The sequence below is a fragment of the Mucilaginibacter sp. genome (assembly GCF_028288205.1).
Taxonomy (GTDB): domain Bacteria; phylum Bacteroidota; class Bacteroidia; order Sphingobacteriales; family Sphingobacteriaceae; genus Mucilaginibacter.
This window is the reverse complement of sequence record NZ_JAQBOD010000011.1, coordinates 39,730-55,602: the sequence shown is the minus strand read 5'-3', so window position 1 is coordinate 55,602 and position 15,873 is coordinate 39,730. Positions and strand designations below refer to the sequence as shown.

Sequence of the window (15,873 nt, the reverse complement as noted above, 5' to 3'; positions counted from 1 at the left end):
TAGGGTCTGCCGGTCACCAGCAGACTCTTTTTATTTGCTGTTAAAACGATCAAAAATGAGGTATAAAGTATCATCAGATACTGATCGGAACGGTCCAAAAAGCAATCCGAAAGTTGATCGGGGACATTAAACCAGCGCGGTTGGAGTAACCGCGCAATAGGAAAGTATACGGAGGAAACCTGATGAAAACATTCACTGAAAGATTGCCTTTAGGCAATCTGGAAATAGGCCTGATCATTACCACGATGGATGAGGAACGCCGCCAATTCAAGGTGGAGCGGATGACCGGTGAAAAGGCCCCGGTGGTATTAACCCGTTCCGGCAAAAAGTCATGGCTGGTCGATAACCCGGGCAAATGGGACATCCCGGAAAGTGCGTTAAAAAAGCTCGGCCGGATGATTGATGTCCGCTTCGAAAAAATAGCCCATATGCAAGTCCTGCTGGTCCTCACCGATTTTTCGGAAACCGCCGCCAACGCGGCCCGCTATGCCGCCGGCCTGACCCACCAGTTACACGTTTCCCGCCTGGTCTTATACCATTCCTATGAATTTAATCCTATTGCGCTGAACGTTACGGGGCTGGCAACAGAAAGCGTAATTGATACTGCCGGGAAAAGCCACGCGGAACTGGAAACCCTTAAGGAACAACTGCAGACCGTGGTCAGTAAGCAAACCCTCATCGAAACTTATGCCGATGAGCTCGCGATTGCCCCGGGGGTTAAAAACATGACAGAGAACGGCGCTGCCGGCCTGGTGGTCGTGGGCATCACCGGGAAAAGTAACCTGAAACAACTGCTCATTGGCAGCCATACGCTTGACCTTGCGAAAACATGCCATGCTCCGCTGCTCATCGTCCCCGGCAACGCCCGGTTTGAAAAAATACGCCGGATCGCTTTTGCCTGCGACCTGAAGCTGTCTCCGGCCGCCATACCGGTAGCGGCCATTAAAACTATTCTGCATGACCTGAACGCGCAGCTGGTTATTTTAAATATTGGGCGTGACCGGCATTATTTTGATCAGGACAAGATCGCCGGGCAATCTGCCCTGAACGACCAATGGAATGGTGAAAAGCCGGAATACCATTACATCACCCACAAGGATGTGGCCGACGGGATTATGCGATTTGCCGACCGGCAGGATATCCAGCTCGTGATTACCATTCCGCAAAAATATGGCTTTTTTGAAAGCCTGTTTCACCGCAGCGTTACAAAGAAATTAGCTTTTCATACGCATATCCCCTTGTTACTTTTGAATGAAGCCCTCTGAAGCAAGGTGGTTAAAAGTTTCAGCAGATGAATTTGATACCGTATTTTTATTTGAACGTTATAAAACCATTTTTAAACCCAATTGTATTTTATGGACAGCTTTGACTCATAAAAAGGAGGTTAATCATGAACCGTTCCGCAAAAACAAACCGTTTCCTTTCCCTATTGTTCATTTTGTTGATCATCATCCTCATGATAGCATTTACCCATCAAACAAAGTTAACCGTAACCAGCGCCAGCTTTACAGCAAATGGTATGATCCCGGTTAAATATTCCTGTGAGGGTGAAGAGATCAGCCCGCCGCTTACCATAACCGCCATTCCGGCCGGTACTAAATCGCTGGCACTTATCCTGCACGATCCGGACGCACCGGTAACAGGTGGTTTTACGCATTGGGTAGTCTGGAATATTGATACCAGTGGAAATATCCCGGAGCATTTTAAAAACGCGGAGCAAGGCCTGAATGGTTCAAAGCAACCAGGGTACAAAAGCATATGCCCTCCCTCCGGCACTCACCATTATCATTTTAAAGTATATGCGCTTGATACCCGCCTGAATATTGGCATTAGTACAGACAAACCAGCTTTGGAAAAAGCGATGAGCGGGCATGTATTGGCAGAGGGCGAACTGATAGGTTTATACGCAAAAACCAAACATTAAAACCATCCTCCTGCCACCTTTTAAGCAAAAAACAGGGTATGACAAGTTAGTTTTTGATCGGGCTGTTGATATATATTTATAAAAGGGGCTTGGGAGAAGCTGCTGCATAAAAACTTGTTTTCCATCATGGTCCCGGCGCTTTGAGTAATTCAGGCGCGTCCGTGTACCGGGTTTCGCCCAAATGCTTTTCGTAGTTCATCTTTGGCTTTTTCCAACACCTTTTTTTGCGATGTGTCCAGGTTCTTGCCCGCCCGGTTAATATAAAACGTCAACATGGACATCGCAGACCGAAACGGTGTGGATTTTTTTCGTTCGCTATTTTCCGCCGAATGTTTTAAAGATACCGCAATTTTTTTAGGGTCGGATAATTCGAAAACATTGTTTTTCAGGTCAAGCGCATTGCTTGTTTCTGTCACTTTTGCTGACCATTTTCGGACAGGAGACCTCTTTCCATTTGCTTTATTTTTTACGGTTGCCATCACATTTTTTGATTAAAGTGGGTTTTCTTTATATGCTTTGTGTGTTGTTATGAGTTCTTTTTTATTGTACAGGTCCGGGGAAAAAATATTTGTCCTGAAACGCTGCCATTATTAGTTAATTGAATAATTCCTGCTCATCGGTATAATAAGTGCTTCGCGACGATAGCTCCTTATGATGGATCGCGGCTCCGGTAGAGGTCTGCTTTTTCCCGTGCTGATGCACTTCCATAAAATCCCGCACTTCGCCACTGATGATGTCGGATTTTATTTTTAGAATTTGCTTCTCAGCATTTATGAGCACTTTTTTTATTGATTTGGCCAGTATTTTGATTTGATCTTTTGGGATTTTATTGGCTGCCGAAAAAGGCGATATCCTGGCGTTCCACAGGATCTCGTCCGCATAGGCGTTACCTATGCCCCGGATGATCTTCTGATCCATTATCACTGTTTTAACAGGCGTTTTTGTTTTGCTGAGTTTGTCTGACAGATAATCAGTGTCCGTATCCAGCGCATCCGGCACAGAACTTGTTTCAGGATCTAAAGTCGGGGTCGCTGCTTTCTGAAAATCTGTAAGCGCCAGCCTGGTTCCATCCTCAAACAGCAGGTTAATAATCTGGTTTTTGGGAGGAGTGTCTGCTTCTTTAAATATGACTAATTGCCCATGCAGCATCAGGTGCAGACCCAGGCTATGGCCACCTTTGAAAATGATATGGAGTTCTTTACCTGCTCTCTTGAATTGCTCCACTTCGAGACAGGACAGTGTTTGTTGTAATTCTTTTTCAGACACGTTCAGTTTTCTGTCAACGATCACCTCTACCTTATCCAACTTTTTTCCATGGAATATGTTGGTGAGGTTATGGCTAAAGGCCTGCAGGTCGGGTAATTCGGGCATAATTTGGAAATTGATTATTCAAAATAAAGAAATATTTCATTGCCAATCGCGTCAACCAACCCTTGTTCTAAACGGTCCATTTTCCAGCCGCTTTTTGCGCAGCGGATTATGCCGAGGTTTTCGTCATTCAGCGTAACATCTACTTAATAGCATACATCATCTGCACAGGTTGCTGAAATCGGTATGCCTTCGCCTTGATAAGCTTTGCCTTCATATTCAAATTCCAGCGGTATCGGTTCTTTTTCTAATTGGGCGATAAAATCTTTTAAAAATTGCACCAAATGCTTTCGTTGGGTGGGTGCTTTGGCACTCCAGGCAGCTTTATCCGCACGTTTATGGGCCAGTTTGAATTTTAAACCGGTCATTTCGGTCGAATAATCGTTCGCGTTCAGTTTTTTAGCGTGCTGATGCGAAATAATATACCATTGATATTCTGTACCAACAGGTACACCCGAGTTTTCGGGCGCATGACCGACACGCCGCTTAGTTACAGCATACGAGATCTCCCAGAGATCGGGCGTGATCTTTGTTTCCTTCCAATCGCCTTCATCATAATGCCAGTGGTGCCCGCGCCCTATCTGCATGCCTGTATATTGCGCTTTGCCGAATTTTTTGTAGCGATTATAACCGGCCGACAGGTCTTTCTTGGCTACTTTATTTTTGGCAGTTATCTTTACGGTTTTTTCCTTTGTCGCTGTTGCCATGAGCAGTTTGTTTTTATATTATAAACCATTTAACCAGTGTTTTGGTTTTATTTTACGCTCTGAAAAATAAATAACATAAACCTTGAATATGATCCAAAAGGAAATTATTAAGTAATAAAATTTTTTTGTCCGCCAGTTGTCCGCCAAAATCCATGGCTGGCAGGCTGGCAGGATAATTAAAAAAAATGTTTTTTCATCGTTGTATGATTAGATCATTAATTTCAGTAAATGGTACCTGAAATGAGTGTCAAATTTTGTGAAAAAAATCTCATCATTAGCACCAAACTTTTTGGCTGTTGCTGTGTAGTTTATTGTAGCGGCCCCGCCGGCTTTTATTTTTCCGATACCCACTAATACTTGTTACAATGGCCCGGCTCCCCGGGCGCCCTGATATAAGAAATGAATTGTTCACCTTTATAAATGACAGGCCATGGAAATCTTCATTGCTAATTTACCCTACCGCATCAAAGCCGCTGAACTCACACGCTGGTTCGCACAATTCGGCCTGGTGCAAGCCACCAAAATTGTTGCCGACCAAAAAGGCCAGAGCAAAGGTTTTGGCTTCCTGGAAATAACCGGTGATGCCGCTGGATACCAAGCTATTAACGCATTAAACGGCATGGAGATAGACGGCCGGGAGATTGTTGTCAAACAGACGGAGCAGCCACATGCCGCGCAGCCAAGCCACAAAAGGCCCAGAAACCACCCGGTATTAGTTGCCTCTTCGCTAAAGGCTAAAATACCATTTTATTAGGCCGGTAGCCATGAAAAGGATCCTCGTGTTGATCGATTTTTCCCAGGCGTCGCATCAGGCAGCGCTTTATGCCGCAGGGCTGACGCACCAACTGGAAGCTGATGAATTAATGCTATATCATTCCTATGAGTTTATGCCGCCGGCAGAAGTACCCCTGCCGGAACTCGCGGACATGGAACGTTTGCGGTTGGAAAGCCTGGCCGGTTTGACCAAACTGAAAAACGAGCTGCGCACATATGTCAGCGAACGGACGCTGATCGGTATCCTGACGGATGGCCGGCCACTCCTGACAGCTGCCACCGCTATTGCGGCAGAACAGCAGACTGGACTGACGGTGATGGGCGTTACCGGCAAAAGCAAGCTGGCACAAGTCCTGATCGGGAGCAATACGCTGCTGATGGCCAGAGAATGGGCCGCCCCTTTGCTGTTTGTACCAAAGGAGGCCGTGTATAAAAAGATCCGCCGGGTGGCCTTTGCCTGCGAACTCGAAAATATTTCCGCTGCTACCCCGGCAGATGTGATCAGGCGCCTTATCCATGCACTGAATGCTCATTTGCTGATCCTTAATGTGGATACAAAAGACCGGGCGCATTTTACGCCGGACACCATAGATGAACAAACCGCATTGCACGAGCTTTGGGACCGGGAAAAGCCGGATTATCATTATCTGATCAATGAAGATATCGCGGAAGGCATCCTGCAATTCACCCGGGAACATGATATACAGCTGATGATCGCTGTACCCCGGCACCATAATTTCTTTGACCGTTTATTTCATGGCAGCCTAACCCAAAAACTGGCCTTTCGTACGCCTGTACCGCTGTTGCTTATCAGGGAAAATCAGCTACCGGATAGTAGCGATTAATAATGTGTTACTTTTGAATGGGTATTCTCCTTTAAAAATAAAAAAGGTATTAACGGCCCATTTACTATCGGATCTAATGGAAGTAATTTGATTAGACTATTTCCAAAATCATATTACAAAAGCGAACATGGCTTTTCATTAGAAATTTATCGCTGCGACTGCAGCGTGGGATTTGATGCTGATGGTAACAAAAAAAATGGAGCAGATTTTTTTACAATCCCAACCTCGCCGATATCTCCAGCATTCTTTCAATAGGTATCACAGCTTTTTTAATAATATCCTGAGGAACGTCTATCTCCGGCATTTCATTTTTAAGGCATAAATAAAGCTTCTCCAGCGTATTCCTTTTCATGTGAGGGCAATCATTACATGCGCAATTATTATTCGGTGGAGCGGGTATAAACACCTTGTCAGGGTTATCCTTTTGCATCTGGTGAATAATACCAGGCTCTGTAGCTACTATAAACTCTTTATCAGGATGATTTGTAGCATATTTTAGTATACCTGTTGTAGATCCGATATAATCTGCCATTTGCAGTATTACATCTTCACATTCAGGATGTGCGAGTAATTTAGCACCTGGATGTCTTTCTTTCAGTTTGGTAATTTTCTCTCTCGAAAAAATTTCATGCACCATACAGGCACCGTTCCAAAGTACTAAATCACGGCCTGTTTTTTTTGCCACATAAGCGCCTAAATTTTTATCAGGGCCAAATATTATCTTCTGATCCTTTGGCAGGCTTTCAACAATTTGTACCGCGTTGCTTGAGGTACAAACTATATCGCTTAAAGCTTTTAACTCTGCGGTACAATTTACATAAGTTATCACCAGGTGATCAGGATATTGCTCCTTAAACTTTTTAAATAAGTGCGGCGGACAGCTATCGGCTAAAGAGCAGCCGGCTTTTATGTCGGGTAGAAGTACCTTTTTTGTTGGCGATAATATTTTTGCTGTTTCGGCCATGAAGTGTACACCGGCAAAAACAATAATATCGGCATCTGTTTTCGCGGCTTGCTGCGACAGGCCCAAACTATCTCCAATATAATCTGCAATATCTTGTATATCAGGTTCCTGATAATAGTGAGCCAGTATAACCGCATTTTTCTCTTTTTTAAGTTTTTCTATTTCATCAAAAAGGTCAAGTGTCGGGTCAATTAATTCCTCGGCATAGCCTTTCAGTTTTATTTCTTCGAAGATATCCATTTCAACAATTCAATTAATAACAATTAGATTTATATATAAAAAGAAACTATTGTTATTGGTGTGTTAGTTATGTTTAAAAGTTTGGTTACGTTTAGGGGTAAAATATTGTTTTTAACTATTTACTAACAGCTTTCTGATATTTGTTACCACTTATTTTATTGATTATTAGTTACGTATCATAATCAAGTTTTATTTTTAAAACTTATTTGTTAATATTTTATTGATAATTATAATGTTAGTTTCATTGCTAAAACGACTCAAAAGTCGCTTAAAAATTGTTACCATTATCAGCAAAAAGTAAGGTTATCCACTATTTAATTACTTGTTAGGTTTTTGCTTACACAAAATTAACATCTTTGAAGCCTATTATTAACATACTTTATAATTTTACACATATAACACATTCTCTATGTCCAGATCTGTGGATTTCCTGGTTGTTGGTTCGGGTATTGCCGGATTGAGTTTTGCTCTAAAAGCTGCTAATCACGGTAAGGTACTGATAGTTACAAAATCAAATGAAGATGAATCTAATACTAAATATGCACAGGGTGGTGTTGCCGTGGTTGTTGATAAAAAGGAAGACTCTTTTGAAAAACATATAAATGATACCTTAATTGCCGGCGACGGACTATGCGATAAAGAAGTTGTTGAAATTGTTGTAAAGGAAGGCCCGGACCGCATTAATGAAATTATTGATTACGGAACCAGTTTTGATAAAACAAATGAAGGCTTTTATGATTTGGCAAAAGAAGGTGGTCACTCCGAATTTAGGGTGCTGCATTATAAAGATATCACCGGTTTTGAAATAGAGCGCTCTTTATTAGAGCAGATACACCAAAACGCTAATATTGAAATACTTACGCATTATTTTGCTGTAGATTTGATAACACAGCACCATTTGGGAAAATTTGTTGATAAATCATCAGATGATATTACCTGTTATGGCATATATGCTTTAAATACAGTTACTAATGAAGTAGAGAAATTCTTATCGAAAGTTACCGTAATGGCATCCGGTGGTGCCGGGCATATTTATTCGGTTACAACAAATCCAACTATTGCTACTGGCGACGGCGTTGCTATGGTTTACCGGGCAAAAGGGAAAGTTAGGAATATGGAATTTATTCAATTCCATCCAACAGCGTTGTATAACCCAGGCGACTATCCATCATTTTTAATATCAGAAGCGGTACGTGGTTTTGGTGGCATATTAAAACGTACTAATGGTGAGGAATTTATGCAGGAGTATGATGAACGGAGGTCTTTAGCTCCGCGTGATATTGTTGCCCGGGCCATTGATGCCGAGATAAAAAAATCAGGCGAGGATTTTGTTTATTTAGATATACGTCATCGCAGTAAAAAGGATATTTTAACACATTTTCCTAATATATATGCTAAATGTTTAGAGATAGGCATTGATATGACCAAGGATATGATACCGGTTTCGCCCGCTTGTCATTATATGTGTGGCGGGGTAATGGTAGATCATTACGGACAGTCGTCCATTATGCGTTTATATGCCTGCGGCGAATGCTCATCTACCGGTTTGCATGGTGCTAACCGGTTAGCTTCCAATTCGTTATTAGAGGCGTTGGTTTTTGCACATCGTATTTATAAAAATGCTATTGATAAATTTGATACGATAACTATTCCCGAAAATATACCTGATTGGGATGAGAAAGGTGTAAAATCGTCAAACGAAGACATCCTGGTAACGCATAATGTGCGCGAAATGCAAAAGCTGATGAATGATTATGTAGGTATTGTTCGTTCTGATTTTAGACTGGAAAGAGCCATGCGCCGTTTAGGTTTATTATACGAAGAAACCGAGGCATTTTATAAACAAACCAAGCTATCCGTAAAGCTTTGCGAGTTACGTAATTTGATACAGGTATCGTTTATTGTTGTAAAATCAGCCATGATGCGTAAAGAGAGCAGGGGGTTACATTATACTACAGATTATCCGGAACACCGGGAAGTCTTGGAGGATACGGTATTTTAGAGCGGAAAACGGGATTCGAACCCGCGGCCTTCAGTTTGGGAAACTGATGCTCTACCAGCTGAGCTATTTCCGCTTAATTTGTATATTCAAATATAGTAATTGAATTATCTGCCAGGTAATCCTCTTATCCAAATTTCACCATTTTTTGGTACTTCCTGCTTATCGCGAAGCGTGATAATATTTATATATTCTGTGCCCGAAAACCCATCTTTATAAATTTTTGCTGAGATAATTTTACCCGGAGATAAATACACCCTATCAGGGTGTGTAACTAAGATGCTGTCTATATATACGGGTATATTTTTGGCTTTTAAGCTATAAACACGGGTAATATCATTAATATTATATAGATCTGTTTTTGCTAATTGAACTTTAGTTTTAGTATAAATAACGATGGCGCCATTTTGGCCGTCAGGGCCATATAAACTTACACTTTCGGGTTTACCATATATGCGGATAGAATCAATATTATTAGGATCTATAGAATTGAATGTTTCTGGAGAGAATAGTTTTACTACAGGTTTATTAGGGGAGTATAGTAGTATAACAGGCGGATACACATATTTAGATGTATCATTATTTAATAACGGTGGAAGCTTTTGACTAAATACATTAAATGCAAGGAAAAGAATATATGAAAAACATAATAACTTTTTCATTTAAGCAGATTTAGTTATACTTACTTATTATATCAAATCTACAAAATAATATGTCAGTTATCCTACCCGTAAAAGATAAACACCCATCATGGGGTAAAGATTGTTTCATCGCCGAAAACGCCACCATAGTTGGTGATGTAATTATGGGCGATAATTGTTCTGTATGGTTTAACGCGGTTATACGTGGTGATGTGCATTATATTAAAATAGGCAATAACACCAATATACAGGACGGGGTGGTTATACACTGCACTTACCTGTACGCGCCAACCAATATAGGTAACAATGTATCTATTGGCCATAACGCGCTGGTACATGGCTGTACGTTAAAAGATCATACACTTGTAGGCATGGGCGCCATTGTAATGGATCACGCGGTGGTAGAAGAGTATGTAATAATAGGGGCAGGGTCCGTTGTGTTAGAAAAGACCATTTGCGAATCTGGCTACCTGTATGCCGGCACACCCGCAAAAAAGATAAAACCGTTAACAGAAGAGCAACGCACTATGTTGGATAAATTGCCTAACAACTATATTATGTACTCCGGCTGGTTTACGGAGAAGTAGGTTCTTTTGGTATAACAAGTGGCTCATCTATTTCCCAGTTTGGCCTGAGCGCAAAAATTTTGTCGTAAACCCATACATTTTCCGGTTGTGTTTTGTTCTTTAAGCTGCCTGGGTCATATTTGCCATTTTTATTATCATCGTATATAACACTTACGGTAAATTTGCCGGTGTAAATGTTTTTATATATTATGTTTGTGTTTTTGGTAACCCGGTCACTCCTTAACACATTTTTTTGCTCATTAAGTAATTCTACTATATATGATCTGCCTGTGTCAGGAACACTAACCTTTAATGTTAAAGTGCTATAGTCTTCCGGATTATCTATCATAAACTTTGCTAACTGTTTTTTACTGATATCACCGTACATGCTGGTAACGGCCCCCTCATTAAATGTTAAGGTGTAAGCTGCTTTTTGCCGCCAACGATATTTTAACATAAGACTTTTTGTCGTGCCTGTATCTTTTGTTAAAGTAAAGTTTACCCTTGTTGAATCTTCCATCAAAGTAACAAGCGATTGATCAAAGCTGGCTATAGGTGTATTAGAATAAATATGCAAATCTGTGCCTGGTTTTAAAACGCTGGCATTTTTACTGAGGCCAAATTTTAATTGAAGGTTTCGGGTATAAGTTTCTTTTTTGGTTTTACGTAAATAGGTAGTGTCAATAGGTTTGTTGTTATCATAAAAAGCTACGCGTACCGAATCGAAATCCATTTTTTTTGAATAGATCAATACTGTATCACGGGTTTTGCTAATGTCAACAATTTTTTGTTCGTCAAGGCCGGGAGGATATAGTATGCGTACTGATGGTTTATCAAGACTTTTATTAAAGACGAAAAGCATTTTTCCATCAATATCAAATTTTTTCTCTGCAAGTCTAAACTTTGGGGGTATTTGTTTAAATAGTTTTAATCGTACACCGGCAGTATCATGCTGCAGATTAATAGTTTTTTTTGAAAATGCGATTAACTCATTGTCGTTATCATATATCTTATTGGGTGCCGTTTCTCTTAACGCGTATATTTTATACAGGCCCTCTTTTAAATTATTAAGCGAAAAGTTGCCGGCACTATCTACACTTGTAAATACACTGGGTTTCTTTTTACCAAATAGTAACGAGTCTTGTTTTAAAGTGAAAAGCATAACGGTTACATTTTCGTTTGGTCCCAGCACTTCTTTCTTTTGGGTAAGCGAATTAATTACTGATCCCGAAATACTCAACGAGTCGATATGGGTGCCGGTTGAAAAAACGTAGGTGAAGTTTTTTAAAATGTTGCCTTCATTAACATCGCGAATAGCAGTTCCAAAATTTATAACATAGGTTGTGTTTTTTAACAGCGTATCTTTAAAAGTAATAACCAGGCTTTTTTGCTTGACCTTAAAATCCGGTAACTTATCAGGTGCCGGCGATATGGTTATTTCCTGAAACTGATTGGTCAGTTTAAAGTATTCGTCAAAATCTAATTGGATCTGTTTAGCCGCAAAATTATGTGTTTGATTTTTTGGGGTAGCCTTTAATAATTTTGGCGGAGTGCGGTCGCGCGGTCCTCCCTGGGGTTTTTGTATCGACGCGCAGCCAAAATACAGGGTAGTGAAGACTAACAGCCATAACTTTTTGTAAAAAAACACTCCTTTTTTATTTAACGTCATTTTTAAGCGAAATAAACGATTTTTATTTTTTTATAAGGATTACCATTAAGATTTAAAAATAATGGCTTATAATTAATATTTTTTAACTAATTGATCTACAATAACTTATATACTATCTCGACATGTGCACCATCAAAACTGATATGTCAGACGGTGAAACCCCCGAAATGCGTGATGCCTGACCCAAAGTACGTGGTTTTATTTTCATTAGTTTTTCGCGCGCTTCTTTTGACAAGGATTGCATTTGCTGATAATTAAAATCCGGGTTAATCTCTTTGTCTTCCATTTTTTTCATGCGGTCAACAATATCCATTTCTTTTTCAAAATAACTCTCATATTTAATTTTTATTTCAGCCTGCTCAATAGTTTCTTTATTATAGGCTGATAAAAATGTTTCTAAAGTTGGATCAACTCTTTTCAGGTCATCAATAGATACCTGCGGACGGCTCAACAAATTAAACAGTTTTGTTGTTTGTGAAACAGCGCTGGTATTTAACTCTTCCAGCAAACCATTAACGCTTGCCTGGTCAATTGATTTTGTTCGGGTATATGCAACAATGTCGTCAGCATTTTTTACTTTTTGTTTTACCTTATCCAAACGCTCATCACTTATTAACCCCAGCTCATGACCGATAGGGCTTAGCCGTATATCAGCATTATCCTGGCGCAACAGTAAACGATGCTCGGCCCGCGAGGTGAACATTCTATAAGGCTCTTCAGTGCCCTTGGTTACCAGGTCATCAATCAACACACCAATGTATGATTCTGATCTTTTCATTATCAGCTCATGTTTATCATTTAATTTTTGATGCGCGTTTATGCCGGCGATAAATCCTTGTGATGCCGCTTCTTCATAACCGGTGGTGCCATTTATTTGCCCGGCAAAATAAAGATTGTTTACCAGTTTGGTTTCTAAGGTAAGACCAAGCTGGGTAGGCGGGAAGTAATCATATTCTATAGCATACCCCGGCCTAAACATTTTTGCAGTCTCAAATCCCGGTATCTGGGTTAATGCTTTGTATTGTACATCTTCAGGAAGGGACGTAGAGAAACCATTTACATATATCTCCACCGTATTCAATCCCTCAGGCTCTACAAATATCTGATGACGTTCGCGCTCAGCAAAACGGTTAATCTTATCTTCTATAGAAGGGCAGTACCTCGGCCCCAAACCCTTAATGCGCCCGGTAAACATAGGCGATTTTTCAAAGCCTTCTTTCAGTGTTTCGTGTACTTTGGTATTGGTATAGGTTATCCAGCAGCACCGCTGTTCTTGTATCTGTTCCACATCGGTGTAAGAGAATCTGCCCCGTTCTTCATCGCCCCATTGCTCTTCCATTAAGGAGTAGTTCAAACTTCTCCCATCAACACGTGGAGGGGTGCCGGTTTTCATTCTGCCCGATTCAAATCCCAATGTCACCAATTGTTCGGTTAAACCGGTTGCTGCCTTCTCTGCCGTACGGCCACCGCCAAATTTCTTTTCGCCAATGTGTATGATGCCATTTAAAAAAGTACCGTTAGTTAGAACCACTGCATCCGCTTCTATCTCTATTCCGAGCGAGGTGCGTACGCCCTTAATGGTATTATTTGTTACCAATAATGAGTTTACGGTATCCTGCCAAAAATCAACATTGACCGTTCTTTCCAGTGCCAGGCGCCATTCTTCCGCAAAGCGCATGCGATCGCTTTGAGCGCGCGGGCTCCACATTGCCGGTCCTTTAGATAAGTTGAGCATCCTAAACTGTATGGATGTTTTATCGGTTATTATACCCGAATAACCACCCATTGCATCAATCTCGCGCACTATTTGCCCTTTGGCAACACCGCCCATAGCCGGGTTACAACTCATCTGCGCAATGGTACCCATGTTCATGGTAACCAATAAAACAGACGAGCCCAAGTTGGCTGCCGCCGCAGCCGCCTCGCATCCGGCATGGCCGGCACCCACTACAATTACATCGTATTTCTTAAACATTTTAACCTCCGTGTTCCACGTGGAACATACTATGTTTTCTTTTTTGCAAATGTTCCACGTGGAACATTTGATTTTATTTATTCATTTTCCGGTGTTCCACGTGGAACATTAAAGAATGATACCAATGCAAACCCCGCCCAAATGCTTTCTAAAATAACAAAAGGATAGAAGCTTATCATATAAGAGGAGAGGCCGCAAAGCGCCGCTCCTATAAAATTCATAAAACAATAAGCCCTGCTTGTTGCCTGTATTTTCTTGTATAAATTTAATAAAAACGCTATTAATAATAGCATTACGCCTAATGATGCAATAATATCCGATGCTTTCATTTGGCTTCTCTTAGTTCAGTTAGCTCAATCCAGCGCATGCTTTTTTCATCAAGTCTGCTATTTAGCGTAGTTATCTTTTCTGCTATCTCAATAATGACATTGTTGTCTGCCGCGCCCGAATTAAGTTTTTCGTTCTGTGTTTTTATCTCCTGTTCAAGAGCTGCTATTTCTTTATCCAGGGTATCCAACTCTTTCTGTTCTTTGAAGCTTAACTTGTTTTTAGTAATAACAGGGGTTGGCTGTGCAACAATACCGGCAGCTTTATCTGCCTTGTTTTGTTGTTTTTCTTCTTCCTGCTCTAATCTATAAGACGAATAATTGCCGTTATATATTTTAACCTTGCCTTTTTCTTCAACAATAAATAGCTGGTCGGTTAGCTTATCTAACAAATACCTGTCGTGCGATACGATCATTAACACACCACCATAGTTAGTTAAAAACTCTTCCAGCACATTTAAAGTATCAATATCTAAATCATTTGTTGGCTCATCCAGTATTAAAAAGTTAGGGTTTTTCATCAGGATGCTCATTAATTGCAGCCTTTTTTTCTCGCCACCACTTAGTTTGGATATAAACCCATATTGTTTGGCCGGAGGGAAAAGGAAGAAGGTAAGCAATGCCGAAGCCGAAATCATCTTTCCGTCGGCCATTGTAATAAACTCTGCAACGTTTTTTACGATATCAATAACGCGCTCATCCTCCTTAAATGTAATACCCGATTGGTGGAAATAACCCAAAACGGTGGTTTCGCCTTTTTGTATAAATCCGCTATCGGGCATTAAGCCGCCGGTTATCATATTCAATAAGGTTGATTTGCCGCTGCCGTTTTTTCCGGCTAAGCCAATGCGGTCGCCCTTTTTAAATACATAATTAAAGTGATCGATATAAGTAACACCATTAAAGGCTTTGCTTATACCATGTATTTCCATGATCTTATTGCCCTGGCGTGCTGTTTTAACACTTAATTCTACATTCAGTTTTGGGCCATTGTTTTGTGTTTTCGATTCCAGGTCATAAAACGCATCTATCCTTGCCTTAGATTTAGTGCCACGGGCCTTGGGTTGACGGCGCATCCATTCTAATTCCTTTCGTAACAAATTAGAGTTTTTCTGAAATGTTGCTTCATCAGATGCTTCGCGCTCGGCCTTGCGCTCCAAATAATAGCCGTAATTACCTACGTAGGGTATTATTTTACCCCGATCAATCTCTAATATCTCATTACAAACATTATCCAGGAAATACCTGTCGTGCGTAACCATTAATATAGTTTTCGAGCCATCTGTAAGCAATTTTTCTAACCACTCTATTGTATCTATATCGAGGTGATTGGTTGGTTCATCTAAAATATACAGATCAGGGTCCTCAATAAGCAGTTTGGCTAATGCCAAACGTTTCTTTTGCCCGCCCGATAAGGTGTTAATACTTTGATTTAAATGATGAATATCCAATCGTCCTAAAATGGTTTTGATCTTATATTCATATTCCCAGGCATCAACCTCGCTTAACTCTTCCATTACCAGATCAAGCGCCTTTGCATTTTCCGGGTCGTTCTCTAATAGCTCTTCATATTTCCGGATTGCTTGTTGTTGCACATTATCTGCATGAAAAATGTAATCGCTTATAGTCACCGCGTCTTTAAAACCGGGATCTTGCTCCAGGTAACCCATGCGCAGGTCCTTGGTTTGCACAACCTTGCCCTCGGTAGGCAAAAACTGGCCGGCCAAAAGCTTTAACAGGGTAGATTTGCCTGCACCATTAATGCCCACCAGTGCAACACGACGCCCCCGATTAATGCCTATAGTAATATTTTTAAAAAGCCAATTATCATGGAACTGATGGCCAAGATTCTCGGCGGATATATATGTACTCACT

The 15,873-nt window shown here is 40.8% G+C and carries 15 protein-coding genes and 1 tRNA gene; 6 read left to right on the top strand and 10 right to left on the bottom strand.

Annotated features, from left to right (window positions below; translation table 11 throughout):
* Positions 1-182 precede the first annotated feature (182 nt).
* On the top strand, positions 183-1,265 hold the full coding sequence (locus JWR23_RS02415) for a universal stress protein (RefSeq protein WP_299512494.1): 1,083 nt from the start codon (positions 183-185) through the stop codon (positions 1,263-1,265).
* Positions 1,266-1,390: 125 nt separating this feature from the next.
* Positions 1,391-1,924, top strand: coding sequence for a YbhB/YbcL family Raf kinase inhibitor-like protein (locus JWR23_RS02410; protein WP_299512491.1), 534 nt, complete (start codon positions 1,391-1,393; stop codon positions 1,922-1,924).
* A 149-nt stretch (positions 1,925-2,073) separates the two neighbouring features.
* Here JWR23_RS02410 and JWR23_RS02405 read toward each other — a convergent pair whose 3' ends face one another.
* The 3 genes from JWR23_RS02405 to JWR23_RS02395 form a co-directional block, all read right to left on the bottom strand.
* The gene (locus tag JWR23_RS02405) at positions 2,074-2,403 is read right to left on the bottom strand and encodes a DUF3175 domain-containing protein (RefSeq protein WP_299512488.1); all 330 of its coding nucleotides are present in this window, start codon (positions 2,401-2,403) and stop codon (positions 2,074-2,076) included.
* A gap of 115 nt (positions 2,404-2,518) precedes the next feature.
* Positions 2,519-3,295, bottom strand: coding sequence for a DNA-formamidopyrimidine glycosylase family protein (locus JWR23_RS02400; protein ID WP_299512487.1), 777 nt, complete (start codon positions 3,293-3,295; stop codon positions 2,519-2,521).
* A gap of 143 nt (positions 3,296-3,438) precedes the next feature.
* Positions 3,439-3,999, bottom strand: coding sequence for a hypothetical protein (locus JWR23_RS02395; protein WP_299512484.1), 561 nt, complete (start codon positions 3,997-3,999; stop codon positions 3,439-3,441).
* A gap of 430 nt (positions 4,000-4,429) precedes the next feature.
* Here JWR23_RS02395 and JWR23_RS02390 point away from each other — a divergent pair, with 430 nt between their 5' ends.
* Positions 4,430-4,753 (top strand): RNA-binding protein, encoded by a 324-nt coding sequence (locus tag JWR23_RS02390; protein ID WP_299512481.1) that lies wholly within the window; start codon positions 4,430-4,432, stop codon positions 4,751-4,753.
* Between the two features lie 10 nt (positions 4,754-4,763).
* Entirely contained in the window at positions 4,764-5,618 is an 855-nt protein-coding gene (locus tag JWR23_RS02385) for a universal stress protein (RefSeq protein ID WP_299512479.1), read from the top strand.
* Positions 5,619-5,829: 211 nt separating this feature from the next.
* Here JWR23_RS02385 and nadA read toward each other — a convergent pair whose 3' ends face one another.
* The gene (gene nadA / locus JWR23_RS02380) at positions 5,830-6,822 is read right to left on the bottom strand and encodes a quinolinate synthase NadA (protein ID WP_299512477.1); all 993 of its coding nucleotides are present in this window, start codon (positions 6,820-6,822) and stop codon (positions 5,830-5,832) included.
* Positions 6,823-7,231: 409 nt separating this feature from the next.
* Between nadA and nadB the strand changes: the two genes are divergently transcribed.
* Positions 7,232-8,824, top strand: coding sequence for an L-aspartate oxidase (nadB, locus tag JWR23_RS02375; RefSeq protein WP_299512474.1), 1,593 nt, complete (start codon positions 7,232-7,234; stop codon positions 8,822-8,824).
* Here the strand turns inward: nadB and JWR23_RS02370 are convergent.
* Together JWR23_RS02370 and JWR23_RS02365 are read right to left on the bottom strand one after the other, a co-directional pair.
* Positions 8,825-8,897, bottom strand: a tRNA-Gly gene (locus JWR23_RS02370).
* Between the two features lie 31 nt (positions 8,898-8,928).
* Entirely contained in the window at positions 8,929-9,483 is a 555-nt protein-coding gene (locus JWR23_RS02365) for a hypothetical protein (RefSeq protein ID WP_299512472.1), read from the bottom strand.
* Positions 9,484-9,533: 50 nt separating this feature from the next.
* Here JWR23_RS02365 and JWR23_RS02360 point away from each other — a divergent pair, with 50 nt between their 5' ends.
* Complete coding sequence (locus JWR23_RS02360; RefSeq protein ID WP_299512470.1) at positions 9,534-10,049, top strand: gamma carbonic anhydrase family protein; 516 nt, start codon at positions 9,534-9,536, stop codon at positions 10,047-10,049.
* Here the strand turns inward: JWR23_RS02360 and JWR23_RS02355 are convergent.
* The 4 genes from JWR23_RS02355 to JWR23_RS02340 form a co-directional block, all read right to left on the bottom strand.
* Complete coding sequence (locus JWR23_RS02355) at positions 10,036-11,697, bottom strand: Ig-like domain-containing protein (RefSeq protein WP_299512468.1); 1,662 nt, start codon at positions 11,695-11,697, stop codon at positions 10,036-10,038. The two genes, JWR23_RS02360 and JWR23_RS02355, sit on opposite strands and share 14 nt — an antisense overlap.
* Before the next feature lie 112 nt (positions 11,698-11,809).
* Positions 11,810-13,672, bottom strand: coding sequence for a tRNA uridine-5-carboxymethylaminomethyl(34) synthesis enzyme MnmG (mnmG, locus tag JWR23_RS02350; RefSeq protein ID WP_299512464.1), 1,863 nt, complete (start codon positions 13,670-13,672; stop codon positions 11,810-11,812).
* Between the two features lie 77 nt (positions 13,673-13,749).
* Positions 13,750-14,001, bottom strand: a complete 252-nt coding sequence (locus JWR23_RS02345) for a hypothetical protein (protein WP_299512462.1) — start codon at positions 13,999-14,001, stop codon at positions 13,750-13,752.
* The gene (locus JWR23_RS02340) at positions 13,998-15,872 is read right to left on the bottom strand and encodes an ABC-F family ATP-binding cassette domain-containing protein (protein WP_299512460.1); all 1,875 of its coding nucleotides are present in this window, start codon (positions 15,870-15,872) and stop codon (positions 13,998-14,000) included. Before JWR23_RS02340 ends, JWR23_RS02345 begins: the two co-directional genes overlap by 4 nt.
* Between the last annotated feature and the right edge of the window lies 1 nt (position 15,873).